We start from the raw sequence: 19,486 nt of genomic DNA on the forward strand, positions 1-19,486 counted from the left end.
CTTAATGCACCGGAGTGATTGGTGGTCAGCACGCTGTCCCACATTCACCATAGGCAAGGCGCAATTCATGACTCCGTCATCGGTAACTCCCCTGGCCTCACTGCGGCCTGGAACTCGTGCACGTATTAGTGCAATCTCCGAAGATGCTCACCCCAAGCTCGTTTCCCGCCTCACCTCCCTTGGTTTTGTTCCTGGACGCACCGTGGAAGTGATCCGCCGCGCGCCGCTGGGCGATCCAGTCCTCTACCTCATCGCGGACTACGAAATTGCCCTGCGTAAGACTGACGCCTCCCTGATTCTGACCGAAGAGACTCAAGCATGAGCACCACACCGTCCTCTGAACATACTCACCTCCCCCTTATTGCTACCAACGACGAATCCTCGTTGGAGCCCTCCTCTTCCTGTTGCAAAGGTGACGGCGGCGGCGCCTGTCACTGCTCCTCCAGTTCTTCAAAAATCGACCCAACCAACATCCGTGTTGCTCTAGCGGGCGCACCCAACGCCGGTAAGACCAGCATCTATAACGCGCTGACTGGTTTGCGTGCTCGCACTGGCAACTACCCCGGCGTCACCGTGGCTCGTTCCATGGGTACGGCCTCTACCCCAAACGGTCCTGTCACCATCGAGGATCTTCCCGGCGCCTACTCGCTCAACCCCATCAGCCCGGACGAGCACATTGTGCGTGAAGTTCTCACCGGCCATTGCAAAGAGATCGATGCGCCCGACGCATTGATCGTCGTGGTGGACTCCACCACCATCAGCCGTGGCCTGAACTTCGTAGCCCAGGCCCTGGCATTAAATCTGCCCACCTGCCTAGCCGTCACTATGACCGACGAGCTCACCTCCCGCGCTGGACGCCTCGATGTAGATGCCCTGGGCGAAGCCCTGGGTATCCCAGCTGTACGTGTCATTGGTAACCGTTCTACCGGCATTCCGCAGTTACGTGAGAAGTTGGCTCACATCGATGAGTGGACCCGCTCTCCTATTACACCTCCCACAGATCCGGTGGAGTTGGCTTCGTGGAGTGAGTCGATCCTTGAAGCTGCCGATTTCGTGGCCCCTCACGAGGATCATGCCACCGCCGTCATCGACAAGGTGCTCCTCCACCCTGTCTCGGGAACCATTGTGTTCTTCGCGGTGATGTACATCTTCTTCCAGTCAATCTTCGCCTGGGCAGCCCCGTTGCAAGGATTCATTGAAGATGGCTTCGGCGCTTTGGGGGACTTTATCCATGGCGCACTGGATTCTTCTCACCCACTTCTTGCTGGTCTACTAGCCGATGGTCTCGTGGGTGGCGTAGGTGGCGTACTTGTGTTCGTCCCACAGATCGTCATCATGTTCTTGCTCATCGCTCTATTAGAGGGAGTGGGCTACATGTCCCGCGCAGCTTTCCTCATGGACCGGGTGATGGCCAAGGCTGGGCTTGAGGGACGTGCATTTGTAGCGATGCTCTCCTCATTCGCCTGCGCAATTCCGGGCATTATGGCTACTCGTACCTTACCGAGCGCCAAGGATCGCCTGGCCACCATGCTGTCAGCCCCCTTAATGACTTGTTCAGCTCGTCTGCCCGTGTACCTCATCATGGTTTCTCTCTTAGTGGACCAGAACGCACGCTTTGGCCCTTTCGGTGCTCGAGGAACAATCATGTTCTTGCTCTATTTCGGTGGCGCCGTAGCCGCTATGGGCGCAGCCTGGGTGGTCAAGCACATTACTGACCGTGGCGGCGTCCTCTTGCCTTTCTATATGGAGATGCCTCCGTACCGCCTTCCTCGTCCCAAGACTGTCCTCATGATGGTCTGGGATGCTTGCAAGGGTTTCTTAAAGAAAGCCGGTACGATCATTACCGTCACCACCATTGTTCTGTGGGTTCTGCTGAACGTTCCGCTACGCTCTGATGCTGATTTCGATGCCTACTGCGCCTCAGATAAGGAATGTTCCGCTATCTCTCAGGCTATTGAGGATCCTGATCAGTCCACCATCCTTAATGACGATGGTGAGGTCATCACTGATTCTGAGGAACTAGATACCCTCCTGGACGCCCAGCAGACCCGCTACGTGATGAACAATTCCTACGGCGCTGCCATTGGTCGCGCAGTTGACCCGATTTTCGAGCCTCTCGGCTTCGATTGGCGTATCAATGTGGCCATCTTGTCCTCGCTGGCCGCACGCGAAACTTTCGTTGCCACCTTGGGGCAGATTGCCGCTGCTGCTGATCCTGAGGAGCCGGCAGTCGCTCTGACGAATATGACCTACCAGCGTGACACGATCACGAATAAGGCGGGCGATCCCTTGTTCAACCCTGCCACGGTGACTTCGATTCTCGTGTTTTTCATGTTCGCAATGCAGTGTATGGCCACGGCTGGCGCAATGCGCCGTGAATCGGGTTCCTGGAAGTGGCCTGCTATTGCCTACGGGTACATGTTTGTATTGGCGTGGGTTGCTGCAGCACTCTCCCGTGCTGTAGTTGCCGCGTTAATGTAGTCTTCGATGCCTGTTGTTCCTACTCACCCTCGCGCCACCGCTGATCCTGCGGTTCTTCAGTGGGTGATTCCGGCTGGCCATTTACCTTGTCGTGGGCCTGTCACGAAGGCCCCTGCACTTCTCCAGACTCTCCTTGATGAGCATATTCTCGACGCCGTGGTGGTGCGTTCCGGCAGCATCCTCACTGTTCTGTCTCCTGGATTGTCATGGAGTAACGAAGGTGGACGTGTTCGTGGCGCAATAGTGGATGGTCTTGGCGTGCCACACCTGTGGCATGCCGATTCGCCAGCTGAGGAAGGGGCCAAAGTATCAGATCGTTCTTCTGGTCTTGGGAAGGACCCAAATACTCCCCACACTTTAGTTTCTGATTCCTATGGCGGCACCTCGCCAGATGAGGTGCTGTTCGATGAGGCGAGGGAACTTGCCCAAGGCTCTCTCGGAGCATTCATTGCCTCGCATGGTGGTCACATTGACGTGCTTAATGTCAGTGATGGCGTAGTGAGTATTCGCTTAACCGGACAATGCTCTGATTGTCCTGCCGCCATGGTGACGATGAAGGTGCGTTTTGAACGCCAACTGCGTCGACGCTGTTCCTGGCTGGTTGAGGTTATTCGGGTTGACTAAGGTTGAGTTATGTCGACCCCAGAATTCATCCTCTCTTTACGCAAGAAAATTGGCCACGACCAACTTTGGCTCCCCGGCATAGGGGTTGTTATTTTCCGTAATGACGGACGAATTCTTCTCGGGCGCCGATCAGATACCGGCAAGTGGTCAGTTATTTCCGGCATCCCTGAACCAGGGGAGCATCCCGGTCAGGCAGCGCGTCGCGAGTGCCTTGAAGAAACAGGCCTTGAGGTTGACCTTCTTGGGATCTGTATGGTTCGTGCTGAAGAGCCAATGGTTTTCCCTAATGGAGACCAATGTGTCTTCATGGATATTTGTTTCGTTGCGCAGATCGATGAGTCTTTAGCTGACAACGCTCGAGTTAATGATGATGAATCATTGGAGGTGGGGTGGTTTGACCCCGATAACCTACCTTCCCCGCTCACTCAAACAGCGCCATCGCGTATCACTGCAGCACGGGAATGGCTCATTAGTCCAGCACACCCTGTCAGGTTTCACTAACAATCACCATTAGTATTTTTTTCTTAAAAAATCACAACCGATAAACATGAGTTAACTCATATGTGACCTCATAGTCACTGAAGAAATATATGGCGTAGGACATAGAAGATCGCGACAGCATCCTTAAGTTTGTCGCAATAGACAAACTTACCGAACCCTCAATTCTAATTACTTAGAATTATCAATATTCACTGCGGGCTGTTTTCCGCACAATCTCGCGCTTTAGCGGCGGGAGAGTAAGAGTCAAGCAACCTACCCTCGACAATCTTCTTTGTCAAACCTAAAGAAGCATCACTTATCAGACAAGACTTTTTGTTCCTGCTAAGTTATCGCACATTCTGATAACACCCTTTTGGTCACCCCCCGTCAACACGACCAACACCCATAAAGCAGGAACGATGCCTACCCTTCCCTTCACAACTTCTACACCAGCACAAGGCGTTTCTCGTCGCACTATCGCTAAAGGCGCAGCCTGGTCCATTCCTGCCATCATCATGGCAAGCCCAGCCCCTGCCATAGCCTCATCCCAATGCGAATCAAGCACCACCGAATGGCCCGCCGAAGGCGCTGGCGTAATCACCAGCAACGGTATTTCAGTCAGCGCTGTGGCCCTTGGCCGTACTCACCAGCGTCTAGGCAACATGACTGTTGCACGCCCCCAGTTTGCACTACCCAACACACAAAATAACGCCTTCACCACAGCAATCTTCCTTTGGCAAACCAAAGACAACAGCAAAGGCCAGCGGATTACGCTAACCATTCCCGCAGGCGTCACCTGCGCAAAGTTCTATTTGTCCAACATTGACTCTGGCCGAGACCTAGGCCAATATCGCGACGTCGTAGAGTTCGATACTCCCGGCGTCACCATGCGTGCAGTTCAAGAAGACGGTAGCGACCGCCTCGTCATTGACAACAGTAAACAAATTGCCATGCAGGATAACTCTGTCACCCCGAACAAGGGAGATAGTTCCTACCCCATTTTCAAAAGCCCCCGCGGCACCGTTGAATGCACATGGTCCACTGAAAACCCGGATCAACCCCACACCATCGTGTTCCGCTACTACAACGGACTTAAACCGCTAAGCCCAAACAACGTCAACGCCAACTCCATGATGCTCTTGATTTCTAACATCACTACGCAGAGCGGCAATAACTGTTCCTGCTAGTGCCATAAGTGTTCCAATGAGGGGGAACTACCAGGGTGGGGGCGCGTGCATACGCACGCGCCCCCACCCTCATTGACAAAAAGGTTCAGTAATATCCATCCCCCGTCAACGAGTAGGTTGACGCATTGCCCATTCTTCAGGTTCTACGCGCTGACCAGTAAAGAATGGCGTATCCACACGTACATGAAGGCGCGCCTCGGTGTAACGCTGATGATGAATGACGCCCTCAAGACGATCTAAAGAATCGGCTTCAAAGCCCAAAATCCACTCATAATCACTCATACCGAAAGTCGCCAAAGTTGAGCCATTAACATCCGGATACTTGCTGAATCCGTTACGGCCGTGCTCGGCCATGATGCGGCTACGTTCCTCAGGTTGAAGCAAGTACCAGTCATAGGAGCGGACGAAGGGGTAGACCATACACCATTCACGGGGGACCACACCGCCGAAGCATGCCGGAATATGCTTGCGATTAAACTCTGCAGGAGTGTGAAGTCCCATGACGCTCCAAACAGGGGTAAGGTAACCACCCAACTCGCTGCGACGTAGGCGGTGGTATGCATCCTGAAGCACACTGGGATCGTCATCAATCCACCACACCATGAGATCGGCGTCGGAGCGGAAACCACCAACGTCGTACCAACCGCGCGTTGTCACACCAGAGTCAGTCACATATTGCGCACTGAAGCTCGCAATGGTGTCGGCACGATCTGCCGGCAAGGGGCTCTCCAAGCGAAATACGGCCCACAGAGCATAATGATTATTGTCGTTGACAGCATCGATATCCACGTGGGCGGCATCGCGCGGGTCGTGCTGGTAGTGCGATTCACTCATGAGAGTTCTCCTTCATTGGTGCTATGACATGAGGTTTCAGATCGTGCGTATTCCCGCGGTGATGAGTAATCGTGGTACACGCGCTTGCGGGGCAAACCGTATGGAAGGGTCCCCGACCAGTCACACTGGTGAGGTTCACATCCTCACCTCGGGCTAAAGCTGCGCGCTCAAGTAAACGATCCACCACAGACGTGATGAATGCAGGATTGTCCGCTGCAGTGGCAGCACGGCGGTAGGCCAAATGGTGGTCATGAGCTGTTTCCGCCGCCTCAGTATCGAGATCGAAAACTACTTCCATGTGGTCACAGATGAAACCAATAGGAGCTACGATCACCGCGCGAATCTCAGGACTCTCGGCAGCAATCTGCTCAATCGCATCATTAACATCAGGTTCAAGCCACTTGGCCTGAGCCGGTCCCGAGCGAGAGCAATAGACCAATGAGTAATCGCAAACAGAGCGTTCCCGCATGCGCAAGCGAATCTCATCCATAAGCACTGTGGCGAGATCGTGATGCTGCTGAATGTAGGCAACTTCGCTATCCGCACTCGGTGCATCACCAAGATCAGTCTCATCACTACGAGGCGCACTACCTTTTTCCATGCCCAGAGGAATGGAATGAGTAACAAAAAGTAGAGCCACATCCTGCGACGCGATTCCCTCAGCGCACAAAGAGTCATAAGCATCAATGACAGCTTGGACATTGGCTTCAACGAAACCACTGGTGTTGAAGTAAGGGCGCACCTTATCGACATGCATCTGAATGGGGTGAACTCGCTCGGCAAGGCTCTCACCATTACGGGGTTCAAGTTTTTTTCCGGCTACATATGCGGTGGCTCGGTCAATATCCTCCCAGTACTGGCGGCATCCAGAGTATGACGCAAAAGCGCTGGTAGGAAGGCTGAGCACATGAGTGCGCCCCTCATCCGCCAGATTCGCCAGCGTGGCTGAGAGGAAAGGATGCCAGTTTCTGTTCCCCACCACGACAGGCACGTCAATTCCTCGACGTATTAATTCCTCAGCCACATCACTGCGCAGTTGCTCTGTTTTTTCAATAATGGGTGAAACCCCATCCCAACGGTGATAGTGACCCGCGACTTCTATCAGTCGCTCATCAGGGATACCTCGGCCGAAAGTGGCGTTTCGCATGAACGGTAGTACCGCATCTGGCCCATCAGGGCCACCATAAGAAGTGATGACAACGGCCTGATAGGGGGCGATCGTTTCCTGGTTAGTTCGTGTCATCGTCCTGCTTTCATTTGGGTAACGGCATGAATGGTGCAGTCGTCTCTTTCATGGAAGTGGGGCACGGAGCCAGGGGTTGGTTGTGAATGAGCGTTATCAATATCGATCCCCATAACGAGTTTGAGTGCACGCATGTAATCGTCGATATAGCCCTCGCGTCCTGCTTGTTTTGCCAACACAGTGGGGTGATGAAGGAGACGCCCAGCGATACGGCGAAGTGCCCGGTCAGCGTCATGAAGAGCAATCATAGGCGCGTCCTGCCCGGGCGGAGAGACGGCATGAGCAGCCAGGGATTGACGTTCTTCCTCCACCACAGCAGCAACATAGTCACGAATAGCAATGACAACCGGATCAGCCTGACGCGCTGACAGGTCTTGAAGGAAGGCGTCAAGCCCTTCTTCGAGTAGCGCTTGAGCCTGGGAAATGTCATCGCGGCGGACCGGGCCAATGAAGCGCTGAATGTCAGCTAATCCCACATAGTCCACGTGGTGCATACCCACCACATCGGCAGCAGTATCAGGGCGAAGCGCGAGGTCAAGAATGTGCAATGGTCCCTGCGATTGGGGGCGAATGGAAAGACCTTGGGTGGTGAGATCCCGAGTAATGATGGGCTGGCCAAGTCCACGGCAGGTCACCACAAGATCGCTGGCAGCTAAGGCAGGGATAAGTTCATCCTCGCATATCACGCTGAGGCCACGCCCTTGAGCAAAGCGCTCAGCACGCTGCGATTGGGAATACACACTAATGCGCTGAGCACCCATCTCACGCAGGTGCGTCACGGTGGCACCTGCGTAAGCACCTGTTCCCACAACAAGAATGCGGTCATGAGGATTAAGGGTTGTGCGGCCCATGTGCTGAAGGGAGATCTCGAGCCCTACGCCCACCACAGAGCGGCCAAGGGATGCCAAGGTAGTGTTGCGAGCAATACGCCTGGAACATGCACTGGCATGATCGACAGCTCGACCCAAGTCACAACTGAGAGTGCCTTCTTGAGCGGCTAATGTTGCTGCGCGCCGCACTTGACCAGCGATTTCACGTTCGCCAATCACCATTGATTCCAAACCTGCAGTGGTGGCGAAAAGATGGCGGAGTGCTTCCACGCCACTGCGATGGTGAAGCGTTGTGGCTTCAGTTCCCAGAATTCCGGCTACTGCTGGAGCGAGTTCGTTGGGCACCTGACGTACGGCGCTGGTCGCGCTACCACCGCTATGAACGTGTTCGTCACACCTGTAGGGGTTTTGCGAACCTCCGGCTGCACCACGCTGATCATCATGGTCAAGGTAGAGGGCCAGTCGGTTGCAGGTGTGCAGGACCATGGCACCGCGCACGCTCGGCAAAGCACGCAGCGTGGTACCAAGCCCGCTAGTAGTTGCTGCGAGGTGAGCAACGCACTCTAGGCCGTCACGATGGTCAACGTAAAACACATGAATTGTCACAACGGCTATATTTAAGCATTGAATTCAGACATTTCAGTGCGTCAGCGCGAATAACGTGAAATCACAATTATCTGACATATTGTTCAGAATAATTTCACCACTTATTTTCGTTGGTATGACAACAAAAGAATAGGAAAAATGACGTTGCGTCATGACAATTCTGACATGATGCCTTTTTCTTTTCTGACAGATATTCAGGAGGTTTTTGTGACGAAAAAAGAAAGAGAAGATAAATGGTCTTCTCTTCATCACGCATTGCTCACTGAATTACCCACCCCCATACGCACACCCGTCTGGTTTATGCGTCAGGCAGGCCGTTCCTTACCCGAATATCGAGCGCTACGCCAACGAACTCACGCCTCGATGCTCGAGTGTTGCCTCATGCCAGATGTGGCGGCACTAGCCACACTCCAACCGGTACGCCGCCACGGCGTGGACGCCGCCATCCTCTTTTCCGACATCATGACCCCGCTCCTGCTAAGCGGCGTAGATGTACATATCGATCCCGGAGTAGGCCCCACCATCAAAACCCCTGCAGCAAGCGCGGCAGATATCGCTATTCTGACTACTCATTCCTTCGGCACAGGCACTCTCCCTTTTACTGGTTCCACTCTCCCTTCCTCCGACGCCACACACCGCCTTGTCCAAGCCGTCACCAGGGTCATTAATGAGTTGGGTACGCCCTCACAGCCACCTTCATCTCCCGAGTTAGTAGTCGGCAGCAACGGAGTAGACCGTGGTGAGGTATGTGAGCGTTCTTTGTCTGGGCTGGCTCAAAGTCGAGGATTATGGGGATGGACGCCCCTCATTGCTTTTGCTGGAGCTCCATTTACTTTGGCCGCCTACTTGGTGGAAGGCAAGCCTAGTAGGGATCACTTAGCTGCACGGGGTTTGATGCTGTCTGATCATGCGGCTTGGGATGAACTCATGCGTTGGTGTGCCACAGTGAGTGGCGAGTTCTTGGCCTTGCAGATTGAGGCGGGCGCAAGTGTTGCTCAACTCTTTGATTCGTGGGCTGGCTCATTGAGTCCTGAGTTGTATGAGCAATACGTTGCGCCATATTCCGCATTGACATTGGAGATTGCTTCCCAGGCTGTCAGCCCTACTCTTGGCAGACCGGTTCCTGTTATTCATTTTGGTACTGCAAGCGCGACTCTTTTACCGCAGATGGCATCGTTACATCCGTCAATTCAAGGAATTGGTGTGGATGAGCGCATTGCCTTACATGAGGCCCAACCCAAACGTGCCATGTGCGTGCAAGGCAATATCAATCCTGCCGTATTGCGTGCTCCATGGGAGGTCATTGCTCAGCATGTTGATTCCTGCATGGAACAGGGGCGCAACGCTGCGGGGCATATCGTCAATCTCGGTCATGGTGTACCTAAAGATACTGATCCACAGGTGCTAACACGGATAGTGGCCCGTGTTCATGGTGATCCTCAGTGGGCCGAGCGTGTTAACCGTGATGAACATACTGAGTGGAATGTCAATGGTCTAGGACTTGATGTGATGGATGTGGGAGTGGCGCTATGAGTCATCAAATCCCTCAACACGTTGATGTGTTGATTATCGGCGGCGGCATTGCTGGATTAACTGCGGCATGGCGAGCAATCGACTATGGGCTTGTCCCATGGGTGGTAGAGGCTCGTGGTTACGCAGGTGGACTCATTGCGGGCACTCATCTCAGTGCACCTACATCAGACGAACGCCCCCTTACTAACACCCCGAAAACACCTGAAAATAATGCAGACCGACAGATGATGAGCTCTGAGAGTGGGTTAATCGGCGTCGATATTGATTTAGGTGCTGAAGGATTCGTGGACCGTGGCGGAGTGATGAGCGAATTACTCGACTCCTTTGGCCTTGATGTGCTCACGCCGTGCGGTGGTGGGGCGTACTTGTTTACTCATCCCGCTGATGACGCGCCACTCACTGCCCCGCAGCAGCGTAAGTGGGCAGCATTACCTCTCCCCCAACACTCTCTTCTTGGCATTCCTGCGAACCCGTTGGCCACTGATGTGCAACGGATTATCGGCAGTGCTGCAGCCTATGAAGCACATCAGCTTGACCAAAAACCCTTGGGGCATGAAGTCGATGCAGAAAGAATAAGCGTCAGCGATCTAGTGACCGCACGGATGGGCAAGGGGGTTTGTGAAAACTTACTCTCCCCCATGATGTCGGCGATTTATACCGCCGATCCGGCACGCTTGGATTGTGACAGTGTGCTGCCTTTTCTCCGTCCAGCACTGCGCAAGCACGGCAGTTTAAGTGACGCCGTAGCTACCCTTCGGGCGAATGCTCGCGCGGGTGGTGACGTGAGTATCGAAGGAGGAATGGCACGTCTAGTCTCGCTTCTTGTGGAGCATGTGCGCGCACACGGCGGCAATGTACTCACCCGGACAGGGGCACAGCAGTGCCATCAAGTAGCAGACGGATGGGAGGTGAGCCTTGCACCCACACAGCCTGGCCCCACTCCTGGTGCCGAGCCTGTTGCTGCAGGCGAGCACTATGTGGTTCATGCTGAGCGTCTTGTGGTGGCATGCAATGCAAATGCCGCACAACGTGTGCTCGCCAATATGGTGAGCACACATGTAGATGTTCCTTCCGGCGCTCCTGTGGGGCGAGTCAATCTTCTTCTTCACTGTCCAGCCCTCAATGGTGCTCCCTTGGGGAGCGGAGCGATTGTTGCTCCAGGCCACTCTGACGATTTCTGCCCGGTAGGAGCGAAAGCGCTAAGTCACCTCACGGCAAAATGGCCATGGATGGCAGCACAACTACCTGCGGACTACCACGTGCTACGCCTGTCATACGGGCATCGCAATACGGTGAGCATTGAGCAGGCTTGTCACGATGCTTCCCTCATCATGGGCATTCCGATTCACTCAGACATGGTGGTCGCTCATAGTCATGCACGCTGGGATGGCAGTTTGCCTCCTTTCACTCCTGCTTACCGCGAGCGCATCAATACTCTGCTCAGTGAAGTCCGAGCCCTACCAAACCTGGGATTATGCGGAGCATGGGTCAGTGGTTCAGGAGTTCATGCAGCAGTTACTCATGCAGCCGCCTGCGTTGATTCATTGATGTCCTCCGATCTGAAAGATGGGAGCGCATCTGCAACCAGGCCCATAAGGGCACAAAACATAACAACCACGACTCCTACGGCATCGTCACCCGAAAGTCACCATTTTTCCCTTCCTCCCCACCTGCGTTTAGGCACGCGCGGCTCGGATCTAGCACGTACGCAGTCCTCCCTCGTAGCTCGTTCCCTTCAGGCGGCTGCAGGTACTCACGGCATGAACGTGAACGTGGAACTCACTCCAGTTCGCACGGTAGGTGACTCATCTAGGGCGTCCCTCGCATCGCTAGGTGGGCTTGGTGTATTCGCGGCCAAGGTGCGCAGTGCTTTGCTAGATGGTCAATGTGATCTGGCAGTGCATTCGCTCAAGGATGTGCCCACGCAACCCTGTGTGGGTCTGACTATTGCAGCGATTCCTTCTCGCGCGGATGTGGCCGATGCGTTGTGCGCTCGTGATGGTCTCACTCTCATGACTCTGCCCAGCGGAGCGACGGTGGGGACTGGTTCGCCAAGACGATCAGCTCAGATTCGTTACCTACGCCCCGATCTTCAGTGTGTGGATATTCGCGGCAATGTACCCACTCGCTTAGTTCGGGTGTTCCCCGAGGTTCTTCACCATGATCAGTTACGCGGTGATGTGACTGGTAAAGAACCCCATCATGGCAACCCGGGCGATCTGGATGCGGTGGTGTTAGCAGTGGCTGGTTTGCAGCGTCTTGGTTTGGATGGCTGGGTTAGTGAGGTGCTAGATCCATCTGTGTGCGTACCTGCTCCTGCACAAGGTGCCTTAGCAGTGGAGTGCCGGGAGGCAGATGAGGAGATTCGCCAGGCTTTGTCGTGGATTAACGATGAGGTGTCGATGATGACGGTTCATGCTGAGCGCACGCTCATGCGTGATCTATCCGCCGGCTGCGCCACCCCCGTGGGTGCGTGGGCCCGGGTGGTTGATGGTCACCTGGTGCTGACTTCTCATCTTCTATCTCCCGACGCCGTAAGTCTCCTTCACGCCGAATTCTCCACAGTGGATCTCACCATGACTGGAGCCAAGGAGTTGGGTCATGAGGTGGCGGAGTCTTTGCGCGCTCAAGGCGCGCAGGAGATTATTGCGGCCTGCGACGCACAATTTGCTCCGGCCAGGAGAAACGAATGAGCGGTACACATCAATTTGGTGCTGACTTAGTCGGTTCACTCCCCTCACTTAATGGTGCTCGTGTTCTTCTTACTCGACAATTGGCCCATGATCGCCTAGCCGATGCGCTCAGTGCTCGTGGCGCTGTTGTGCAATCCGTGGCTGTGACTCGCATTCAGCCGTGGCCTGTAACTGCGAGGGAGACAGTACTTAAAGCCTGCGCATCTGGTGAATGGGAGTGGTTAGTCCTGACCAGTCCTCGCACGGTTGAGGTTCTTTATCAATCAAATCCTGCCCTGTTTGTTCATGCCATTCACTCCGCACTATCCCAGGGGCTTCACGTGGCGGCGGTCGGTGCTCGCACAGCGCAGGCATGGAGCGCTGCTACCGATCATCAGCCTCATGTAGTAGGCATTGGCGGGGGTGAGGATGTCATTCATCACGTCATTGATTACGAGGCCTCTCACCGGCGCTCCATCAGGGGAAAGGTCGCCATACCCGGCTCAGCGCTTACTCGTTCCACTATTGCTGATAAAGCCTCACGTGCCGGGTGGGAAGTTGTTCAATATCCCGTATACACCACGATTTCTGCCAATTATCTAGACCCAACCGTATTCCAAAGAGTAGTAGCCGGTGAGATGGATGCCATTGTGGTTACTGCAGGAAGTGCGATGCGAGGGCTAGTGGACGTGATGTGTGCCTGCATCAAAGATGCAGGCACACTTGATATTTCCCCTGCTTCATCGCCCATTCCCATCGTCACCCTTGGCCCTCAAACTGCTGAAGACTGTGTTCACATTCTTCGTCGCGCCCTCACCGCTCGGACTGGTTCTCAGGTTTCTGCACACGAGGGCACTGCTCCCCTCGCATCTGCCTACGCCGATAACGCCACTAACCCGGATAGGCCCGATAGCGCAGATAACCCAGTTACCCCAGATAGTCCAGATGGTCCGAATAGCGCAGATCGTGCAACTAGTTCAGATAGCGCAGATAGCGCGCATCGCTCACATACTGCAGAACACCAGAGCATCACGAACAACCACTGCCAAAACCCTGACGCTCTTCGCCTCTTTCAGCGCTTCGTGGTCATGCCACCAGCGGCTTCACCGTCTCCTGATGACGTGTGCACCGCAGTAGCCCTGGCATTACACACCACGAAGCCCCATTCATCCATGTCCTTCGACAATCAAGGAGCCTGACTATGCCGTCACTTACCAATCCCCTACGCAACTCTTCATTTTCTCCCACGGTCAGGCCACGGCGTCTGCGGACAACTCCTGCTATTCGGGCACTAGTGCGCTCCACTCACGTTCACCCCAGCCAACTCATGGCTCCCCTGTTCGTGCGTGAGGGAATATCTTCCCCGCAACCTATTGAGGCCATGCCCGGTCAGGTTCAGCACACTATCGACTCCCTCAGGGCTTACGTGGTGCAATGCGCAGAAGCAGGTGTTGGCGGTATTGACCTCTTCGGTGTTCCCGAGCGCCGTGACGAACGAGGTAGTCAGGCCTGGGACGACAAGGGAATCCTCAATCGAGCGCTCACGGCAGTGCGCGAAGAGGTGGGTGACGGCTTGGTTATTTGCGCGGACACCTGCCTGGATGAATTCACCAGTCATGGGCATTGCGGTGTACTTACCCCTGCTAAGCAGCCGTGGCGAACCGCAGATGACGCCCCTGTGGTGGTCGATAACGACGCTACTCTTCCCCTCTATGGAGCCATGACTCTGGCGCAGGCTGAGTCCGGCGCTCACATGGTCTCACCCTCAGGAATGATGGATGGACAGGTCGCCGTCATTCGTCAAGTTCTCGATGACCATGGTTTTGAAGATGTGGCGATTTTGGCCTATTCAGCCAAGTACGCCTCGGCCTACTTTGGGCCCTTCCGTGAGGCTGTGGGTTCCACCCTCCAAGGCGATCGACGCACCTACCAGCAGGATCCTGCCCAGGGGCGCGAGGGTGTTCGTGAGGCTTTGCTTGATGTTGAGCAGGGTGCGGACCTGGTGATGGTCAAGCCTGCCGGCCCTTATCTCGATGTTCTAGCTGAGGTTGCGCGAGTCAGCCCTGTTCCTGTGGCTGCATATCAAGTCTCTGGCGAGTATGCCATGGTGGAGGCGGCAGCCCAACGGGGCTGGATTGACCGCGAGCGCGTCATTTCTGAGTCCTTAACCGGGATCGTGCGAGCAGGAGCGGACGTAGTGCTCACCTATTGGGCACTTGAAGCAGCCACAAGCATCTTGCCCACAGTGGAGTGGTAGGCGATGGAACTCGTCGCTTGTCATGACGCTCCAGAGTTTCATTTCATGAGCGTCCACTACTCCAACGACGTATTCGTATCGCTGAATATCGCTCTTCTTCACGCATTTCAGGAATCCCGAACATCGAACTCCACCCGAATCATCTGCTATTCACCTCACCACCATTGGGGGCAACCATGACACTAACCAACGATTCTCTTTTCCATGACGCTCAAGTACTCATTCCTGGCGGAGTGAATTCGCCGGTGCGCGCCTTTGCCAGCGTGGGTGGCACTCCCCTGTTCATTGACCATGCTCGCGGCCCAAGGGTGTGGGATGTGGAGGGACGTGATTACGTCGATCTGGTGGGCAGTTGGGGGCCAGCAATTGTGGGGCATGCTCACCCTGAGGTTCTTAACGCCGTGGAACATGCTGCGCGCAAAGGGTTAAGTTTTGGTGCTCCTACGGAAGGTGAGGTGCGTTTGGCGGAGATGATTCGCCAGCGCGTTCCTGCTGCTGAGCGTGTGCGCTGCGTGTCTACGGGCACGGAGGCCACGATGACGGCGATTCGCTTGGCTCGCGGCGCCACGGGTCGCGACCTGGTGGTGAAGTTTGCTGGCTGCTACCACGGTCATAGCGACGGACTTCTTGCTGCGGCGGGCAGTGGCGTGGCCACGGGGGGTTTGCCCGAGTGCGCTGGTGTTCCGGCGTCGATTACTGCCAACACGATTGTGCTGCCCTTCAATGATGTGACCGCTTTGGAGGAGTGCTTCACTGAGCGTGGTAGTGAGATTGCCGCTGTCATCACTGAGCCGCAGCCAGCCAATATGGGCGTAGTGGAGCCTGTTGAAGGGTTTAATGCGGAGATTCGGCGGATTACTCGTTCGTATGGTGCCTTGATGATTGCTGATGAGGTGCTCAGTGGCTTCCGTGTGGCGCCCTCGGGTATGTGGGGGCTAGAAGCATACGACTCTCCCTTCACCCCGGTTCCCACCGTGTCGATTACTGAAGCTTCCTGGGTGCCTGACCTGTTTACCTTCGGCAAGGTGGTAGGCGGCGGCATGCCTCTTGCTGCACTCGGCGGCCGGGCAGATGTGATGGATCTTCTTGCTCCTGTAGGCCCGGTGTACCAGGCGGGGACACTGTCAGGTAATCCTCTGGCCACTGCTGCCGGTGCGGCTACGCTTACCTTGTGTGATGAGGGGTTGTACCGCCATCTCGATTCTGTGGCAGATCAGATTATTGATGTGGTCAGTAGTGCGCTGACTGCTGAAGGTGTGGGGCACTGGGTTGGTCGCGCCGGCTCACTGTTCTCTTTCTTCTTTACCCCTGAGGGCGCACCGGTCCATTCCTATGAGCAGGCTCAGTTGGCGCAAACCTGGCGTTACCCCGCCTTTTTCCATGCTTTCGTTGATGCCGGGGTGAACTTGCCGCCCTCGAACTTTGAAGCCTGGTTTGTCAGTGGTGCTCACGGGGATGAGGAGTTAGAACGTATCGCTCAGGCAGCGCCTGTTGCTGCTCGTGCTGCGGCGTCAGCAACTCTGAAGCAATAACTCATTCGTCGCTGATGTCTTCGGGCATGTTCTTTTCACTATCAACGTTGAGGGGGCGCGAGCTTAGCTCGCGCCCCCTCAGGTCAGTGTTCTCTCCGGGAACACTTATGCTTATCCGTTGCCGACACGGCAGATGGATGCTGTGTTGTGTATCAGGCCTGTTCTTGCTGTTTGGCCATCTCTGCACGGACCTCATCCATGTTAAGACCTTCAACCTGCTCGATGAGGTTTTCCAGTGCGGGTGCGGGTAGTGCGCCAGCTTCACGGAAGACGAGGACTCCATCACGGAACACCATGAGGGTGGGGATGGAGGTGATGGCCAGAGCACCGGCGAGTTGCTGCTGCTCTTCGGTGTTGACCTTACCGAAGGTCATGTCTGCGTGTGCTTCACTGACCTTTTCGAAGATGGGGCCGAACTGACGGCAGGGACCGCACCAGGGTGCCCAAAAGTCCAGCACGACGATTCCATCTTTACTGATGGTTTCTTTAAAGTTTTCTGCGGTGATTTCGAGGGTTGCCACGAAGGTTTCTCCTGTTAGGTCTATGTAGCGCCTGGGCGCCTCTTCCATCCATGACAACCAGAATGGTTACGTATTCATTCCACAGATCGCCGCAAGATTTTCCTCGTTCACTTCAGGGCCTATTTCATTTGTGAACTAAGAAAAGTGCTGTATAAAACATCAGTTTTGTGAACACTATGCCTGACGTCTAGTGCTGTTCAGCAAGTTCTATTGCAACAAGTTCAGCCAGTTCTACGGCGTTGAGTGCTGCACCCTTACGCAAGTTGTCTCCCACAACGAAGAAGGAAAGGCCTCGGTTTTCATCAACCGCTTGGTCCTGGCGGATACGGCCCACGAGAGTTCCGTTGACGCCTGCACCTTTGAGGGGGGTGGGTACGTCAACCAGCCTCACTCCTGGCGCTTGACTCAGTAACTTAGTTGCCTGCTCGGCTGTGAGGGACCGTTCAAACTCAGCATTAATGGATAAACCATGTCCAGAGAAAACTGGGATACGCACGCAGGTGCATGAGGCTTTCAAGTCCGGGATTCCGAGAATTTTTTGGGATTCGTTACGAAGTTTTTGTTCTTCGTCCGTCTCGTTACTGCCATCGTCAACCAAAGCACCTGCCCAGGGCACAGCATTGAAAGCGATGGTGTCCACGTAGGTCTGGTGCGCGGGGAAAGATATGGCCTTTCCATCCACGGCGAGATTTTCAATGGCCTGCTCGGCCACGGTACGTATTTGGTTAGTTAGTTCGTTCACCCCCGCACGTCCGGAGCCCGAGACGGCCTGATAGGTGGAGACGATGAGGCGACTCAATCCCGCAGCGTCGTGAAGGACTTTGAGGGCAGGCATGGCCGCCATGGTGGTGCAGTTGGGGTTGGCGATGATACCCAAGGGTCGCTCAGCGATAGCCTCTGGGTTCACTTCACTGACCACGAGGGGCACGTCGGAGTTTTTTCGCCAAGCGCTGGAGTTGTCGATGACTACTGCGCCGGCCTCAACGAAGCGGGGTGCCCAGGTCAGTGAGGTGCCGCCTCCGGCGGAGAAGATGGCGATGTCAATGCCACTGAGGTCGGCGGTCTCTACATCTTCAACGACTACCTCGTGCCCAAGGCAGGTGATCGTGGTGCCTGCGCTACGGGCGGTGGAGAACAGGCGCAGGGTGGTGGCGGGAAATGATCGCTCGTCGAGGAGGTGACAGATGACTCGGCCTACTTGTCCGGTGGCGCCAAGCACTGCAAGGGTCAAAGAGGTGCTGCTCATCGGCCAGTACCTCCGTAGACAATGGCTTCACGATGGGGGCTGTCTAGGCCGAAGGCGGTGTGGACTGAACGCACGGCATGGTCCAGGTCATCGAGGTCCACCATGACGGATATACGGATTTCCGAGGTAGCGATCATGTGAATGTTGATACCAGCTTCGCGTAATGCTTGGAAAAGTTGAGCACACACACCCGGGTGGGAGCGCATGCCAGCACCAACAAGAGCAAGTTTGCCGATGTCATTGTTGAATTCGAGTGCTTCGAATCCCAGTTCATCTTGGGCTGCGATAAGAGCATCGAGTGCAGTTTGGGAGTCTGCTTCCGGGATGGTGAAGGAGATGTTGGCTTTTCCACCACGGTTGGAGGTGGCGTCCTGGACGATCATGTCCACGCTGACTCCTACTCCAGCCACAATGGCGAAGATTTGTGCAGCGAAGCCGGGGGTATCGTCCACGCCCACCACGGTGATTTTGTCCATGCTTCGGTCATGAGTAATGCCGCTGATGATAGGAGTTTCCACGGTCTGTTCCTTGGAGTCTGGGGCCTGGACGGCGCATGAGGGGATACCTTCAATGGGTGTGAGTGGTGTGGGCTGGTGGATGTCGAGGCGAGGAATCACGCTGGGGGTGGTGGGCGAGTGTCCGTCGTAGATCCAGGTACCGGTTTTGTCTGAGAAACTGGAGCGCACGTGCAGGGCCACGCCATAGCGTCGCGCGTATTCCACGGCTCGCAGGTGCAGGATTTTTGCTCCGTGTGCTGCCATTTCGAGGGTTTCTTCACTGGAAAGGCGTTCGATGCGTCGGGCGCTAGGAACGATTCGGGGGTCGGCAGTGAAAAGGCCGTCCACGTCAGTATAAATTTCGCAAACGTCCGCATTAAGTGCGGCTGCTAGTGCCACGGCCGTAGTGTCTGAACCTCCGCGTCCAAGGGTGGTGGTGTCCTCAAATTCATTAACACCTTGAAATCCAGCGACGATGGCAATAGCACCATCATGGAGAGAACGGGCTACTCGTTCAGGAAGAACACCCACGATGGAGGCTCGTCCGTAGTGGGCATCGGTACGTACACCTGCTTGGGCACCGGTATAGGCCTGGGCAGAAACACCCAGTTCGTTGATGGCCATAGCAAGCAGGGCCATGGAGATGCGCTCACCAGCAGACAGGAGTATGTCCATTTCGCGGGCTGGGGCGTGACGAGTAATTTCGCCAGCCATATCAAGGAGATCGTCGGTAGTGTCACCCATGGCGGAGACCACCACCACCACGGTGTTACCTGCTTTTTGGGTATCGACGACGCGTTGAGCGACGCGTTTGATCGCGGTGAGATCACTGACGGAGGATCCACCGTATTTTTGGACCACGAGAGCCATAGGGCTGTTCCTTGTTTGTCTGCGTAGGGACGGCTATCCCGGTGCTGATTGCTGAGCAATCCTGGTCCAGCAT

The 19,486-nt window shown here is 55.3% G+C and carries 16 protein-coding genes; 10 read left to right on the top strand and 6 right to left on the bottom strand.

Translation table 11 applies throughout. From position 1 onward, the window contains the following. The first annotated feature begins 67 nt into the window (after positions 1 to 67). From A9753_RS02380 to A9753_RS02400, 5 genes are all read left to right on the top strand, one after another. On the top strand, positions 68 to 322 hold the full coding sequence (locus A9753_RS02380) for a FeoA family protein (RefSeq protein ID WP_067779611.1): 255 nt from the start codon (positions 68 to 70) through the stop codon (positions 320 to 322). Further along, on the top strand, positions 319 to 2,481 hold the full coding sequence (locus A9753_RS02385; protein WP_083090207.1) for a FeoB small GTPase domain-containing protein: 2,163 nt from the start codon (positions 319 to 321) through the stop codon (positions 2,479 to 2,481). Before A9753_RS02380 ends, A9753_RS02385 begins: the two co-directional genes overlap by 4 nt. A gap of 6 nt (positions 2,482 to 2,487) precedes the next feature. Beyond that, positions 2,488 to 3,105 carry a NifU family protein gene (locus A9753_RS02390; RefSeq protein WP_067779613.1) on the top strand — a complete coding sequence of 206 codons (618 nt, stop codon included), beginning with the start codon at positions 2,488 to 2,490 and terminating at the stop codon, positions 3,103 to 3,105. A gap of 9 nt (positions 3,106 to 3,114) precedes the next feature. Then, the gene (locus A9753_RS02395) at positions 3,115 to 3,606 is read left to right on the top strand and encodes an NUDIX hydrolase (protein ID WP_067779615.1); all 492 of its coding nucleotides are present in this window, start codon (positions 3,115 to 3,117) and stop codon (positions 3,604 to 3,606) included. 398 nt (positions 3,607 to 4,004) lie between these two features. Further along, the gene (locus A9753_RS02400) at positions 4,005 to 4,772 is read left to right on the top strand and encodes a hypothetical protein (protein WP_067779617.1); all 768 of its coding nucleotides are present in this window, start codon (positions 4,005 to 4,007) and stop codon (positions 4,770 to 4,772) included. 105 nt (positions 4,773 to 4,877) lie between these two features. On the opposite strand, the gene hemQ is transcribed toward A9753_RS02400, so the two are convergent. From hemQ to A9753_RS02415, 3 genes are read right to left on the bottom strand one after another with little or no spacing between them, the layout of a single operon-like run. Continuing rightward, the gene (gene hemQ, locus A9753_RS02405) at positions 4,878 to 5,606 is read right to left on the bottom strand and encodes a hydrogen peroxide-dependent heme synthase (RefSeq protein WP_067779619.1); all 729 of its coding nucleotides are present in this window, start codon (positions 5,604 to 5,606) and stop codon (positions 4,878 to 4,880) included. Beyond that, complete coding sequence (locus A9753_RS02410) at positions 5,599 to 6,849, bottom strand: ferrochelatase (RefSeq protein WP_067779621.1); 1,251 nt, start codon at positions 6,847 to 6,849, stop codon at positions 5,599 to 5,601. The genes hemQ and A9753_RS02410 overlap by 8 nt, the downstream gene beginning before the upstream one ends. Further along, entirely contained in the window at positions 6,846 to 8,285 is a 1,440-nt protein-coding gene (locus A9753_RS02415) for a glutamyl-tRNA reductase (protein ID WP_067779625.1), read from the bottom strand. Before A9753_RS02415 ends, A9753_RS02410 begins: the two co-directional genes overlap by 4 nt. 138 nt (positions 8,286 to 8,423) lie before the next feature. Between A9753_RS02415 and A9753_RS02420 the strand changes: the two genes are divergently transcribed. The 5 genes from A9753_RS02420 to hemL all read left to right on the top strand — a co-directional run bounded on the left by A9753_RS02420 (position 8,424) and on the right by hemL (position 16,279). Then, complete coding sequence (locus A9753_RS02420) at positions 8,424 to 9,818, top strand: uroporphyrinogen decarboxylase family protein (RefSeq protein WP_067779628.1); 1,395 nt, start codon at positions 8,424 to 8,426, stop codon at positions 9,816 to 9,818. Further along, entirely contained in the window at positions 9,815 to 12,511 is a 2,697-nt protein-coding gene (gene hemC / locus A9753_RS09600) for a hydroxymethylbilane synthase (RefSeq protein WP_141673270.1), read from the top strand. The genes A9753_RS02420 and hemC overlap by 4 nt, the downstream gene beginning before the upstream one ends. Then, on the top strand, positions 12,508 to 13,689 hold the full coding sequence (locus tag A9753_RS02430) for a uroporphyrinogen-III synthase (protein ID WP_067779631.1): 1,182 nt from the start codon (positions 12,508 to 12,510) through the stop codon (positions 13,687 to 13,689). Before hemC ends, A9753_RS02430 begins: the two co-directional genes overlap by 4 nt. 2 nt (positions 13,690 to 13,691) lie before the next feature. After that, complete coding sequence (gene hemB, locus A9753_RS02435; RefSeq protein ID WP_067779635.1) at positions 13,692 to 14,747, top strand: porphobilinogen synthase; 1,056 nt, start codon at positions 13,692 to 13,694, stop codon at positions 14,745 to 14,747. A gap of 176 nt (positions 14,748 to 14,923) precedes the next feature. Beyond that, positions 14,924 to 16,279 (top strand): glutamate-1-semialdehyde 2,1-aminomutase, encoded by a 1,356-nt coding sequence (gene hemL / locus A9753_RS02440; protein ID WP_067779640.1) that lies wholly within the window; start codon positions 14,924 to 14,926, stop codon positions 16,277 to 16,279. Positions 16,280 to 16,431: 152 nt separating this feature from the next. On the opposite strand, the gene trxA is transcribed toward hemL, so the two are convergent. The 3 genes from trxA to A9753_RS02455 all read right to left on the bottom strand — a co-directional run bounded on the left by trxA (position 16,432) and on the right by A9753_RS02455 (position 19,413). Beyond that, positions 16,432 to 16,800, bottom strand: a complete 369-nt coding sequence (gene trxA / locus A9753_RS02445) for a thioredoxin (RefSeq protein ID WP_067779644.1) — start codon at positions 16,798 to 16,800, stop codon at positions 16,432 to 16,434. A 187-nt stretch (positions 16,801 to 16,987) separates the two neighbouring features. Next, the gene (locus A9753_RS02450) at positions 16,988 to 18,046 is read right to left on the bottom strand and encodes an aspartate-semialdehyde dehydrogenase (protein ID WP_067779647.1); all 1,059 of its coding nucleotides are present in this window, start codon (positions 18,044 to 18,046) and stop codon (positions 16,988 to 16,990) included. After that, positions 18,043 to 19,413, bottom strand: a complete 1,371-nt coding sequence (locus A9753_RS02455) for an aspartate kinase (RefSeq protein ID WP_067779650.1) — start codon at positions 19,411 to 19,413, stop codon at positions 18,043 to 18,045. Before A9753_RS02455 ends, A9753_RS02450 begins: the two co-directional genes overlap by 4 nt. Positions 19,414 to 19,486 lie beyond the last annotated feature (73 nt).

Origin of the sequence: Actinomyces vulturis, assembly GCF_001687305.1 — a bacterium.
GTDB lineage: Bacteria > Actinomycetota > Actinomycetes > Actinomycetales > Actinomycetaceae > Actinomyces > Actinomyces vulturis.

Excerpts from the sequence above, each read along its gene's own strand:
- A9753_RS02450 (WP_067779647.1), bottom strand. The coding sequence starts at position 18,046 with ATGAGCAGCACCTCTTTGACCCTTGCAGTGCTTGGCGCCACCGGACAA.
- hemC (WP_141673270.1), top strand. The coding sequence starts at position 9,815 with ATGAGTCATCAAATCCCTCAACACGTTGATGTGTTGATTATCGGCGGC.
- A9753_RS02430 (WP_067779631.1), top strand. The coding sequence starts at position 12,508 with ATGAGCGGTACACATCAATTTGGTGCTGACTTAGTCGGTTCACTCCCC.
- A9753_RS02410 (WP_067779621.1), bottom strand. The coding sequence starts at position 6,849 with ATGACACGAACTAACCAGGAAACGATCGCCCCCTATCAGGCCGTTGTC.
- hemQ (WP_067779619.1), bottom strand. The coding sequence starts at position 5,606 with ATGAGTGAATCGCACTACCAGCACGACCCGCGCGATGCCGCCCACGTG.
- A9753_RS02380 (WP_067779611.1), top strand. The coding sequence starts at position 68 with ATGACTCCGTCATCGGTAACTCCCCTGGCCTCACTGCGGCCTGGAACT.
- A9753_RS02395 (WP_067779615.1), top strand. The coding sequence starts at position 3,115 with ATGTCGACCCCAGAATTCATCCTCTCTTTACGCAAGAAAATTGGCCAC.
- A9753_RS02420 (WP_067779628.1), top strand. The coding sequence starts at position 8,424 with ATGACGTTGCGTCATGACAATTCTGACATGATGCCTTTTTCTTTTCTG.
- A9753_RS02400 (WP_067779617.1), top strand. The coding sequence starts at position 4,005 with ATGCCTACCCTTCCCTTCACAACTTCTACACCAGCACAAGGCGTTTCT.
- A9753_RS02455 (WP_067779650.1), bottom strand. The coding sequence starts at position 19,413 with ATGGCTCTCGTGGTCCAAAAATACGGTGGATCCTCCGTCAGTGATCTC.
- A9753_RS02390 (WP_067779613.1), top strand. The coding sequence starts at position 2,488 with ATGCCTGTTGTTCCTACTCACCCTCGCGCCACCGCTGATCCTGCGGTT.
- hemB (WP_067779635.1), top strand. The coding sequence starts at position 13,692 with ATGCCGTCACTTACCAATCCCCTACGCAACTCTTCATTTTCTCCCACG.
- hemL (WP_067779640.1), top strand. The coding sequence starts at position 14,924 with ATGACACTAACCAACGATTCTCTTTTCCATGACGCTCAAGTACTCATT.
- A9753_RS02385 (WP_083090207.1), top strand. The coding sequence starts at position 319 with ATGAGCACCACACCGTCCTCTGAACATACTCACCTCCCCCTTATTGCT.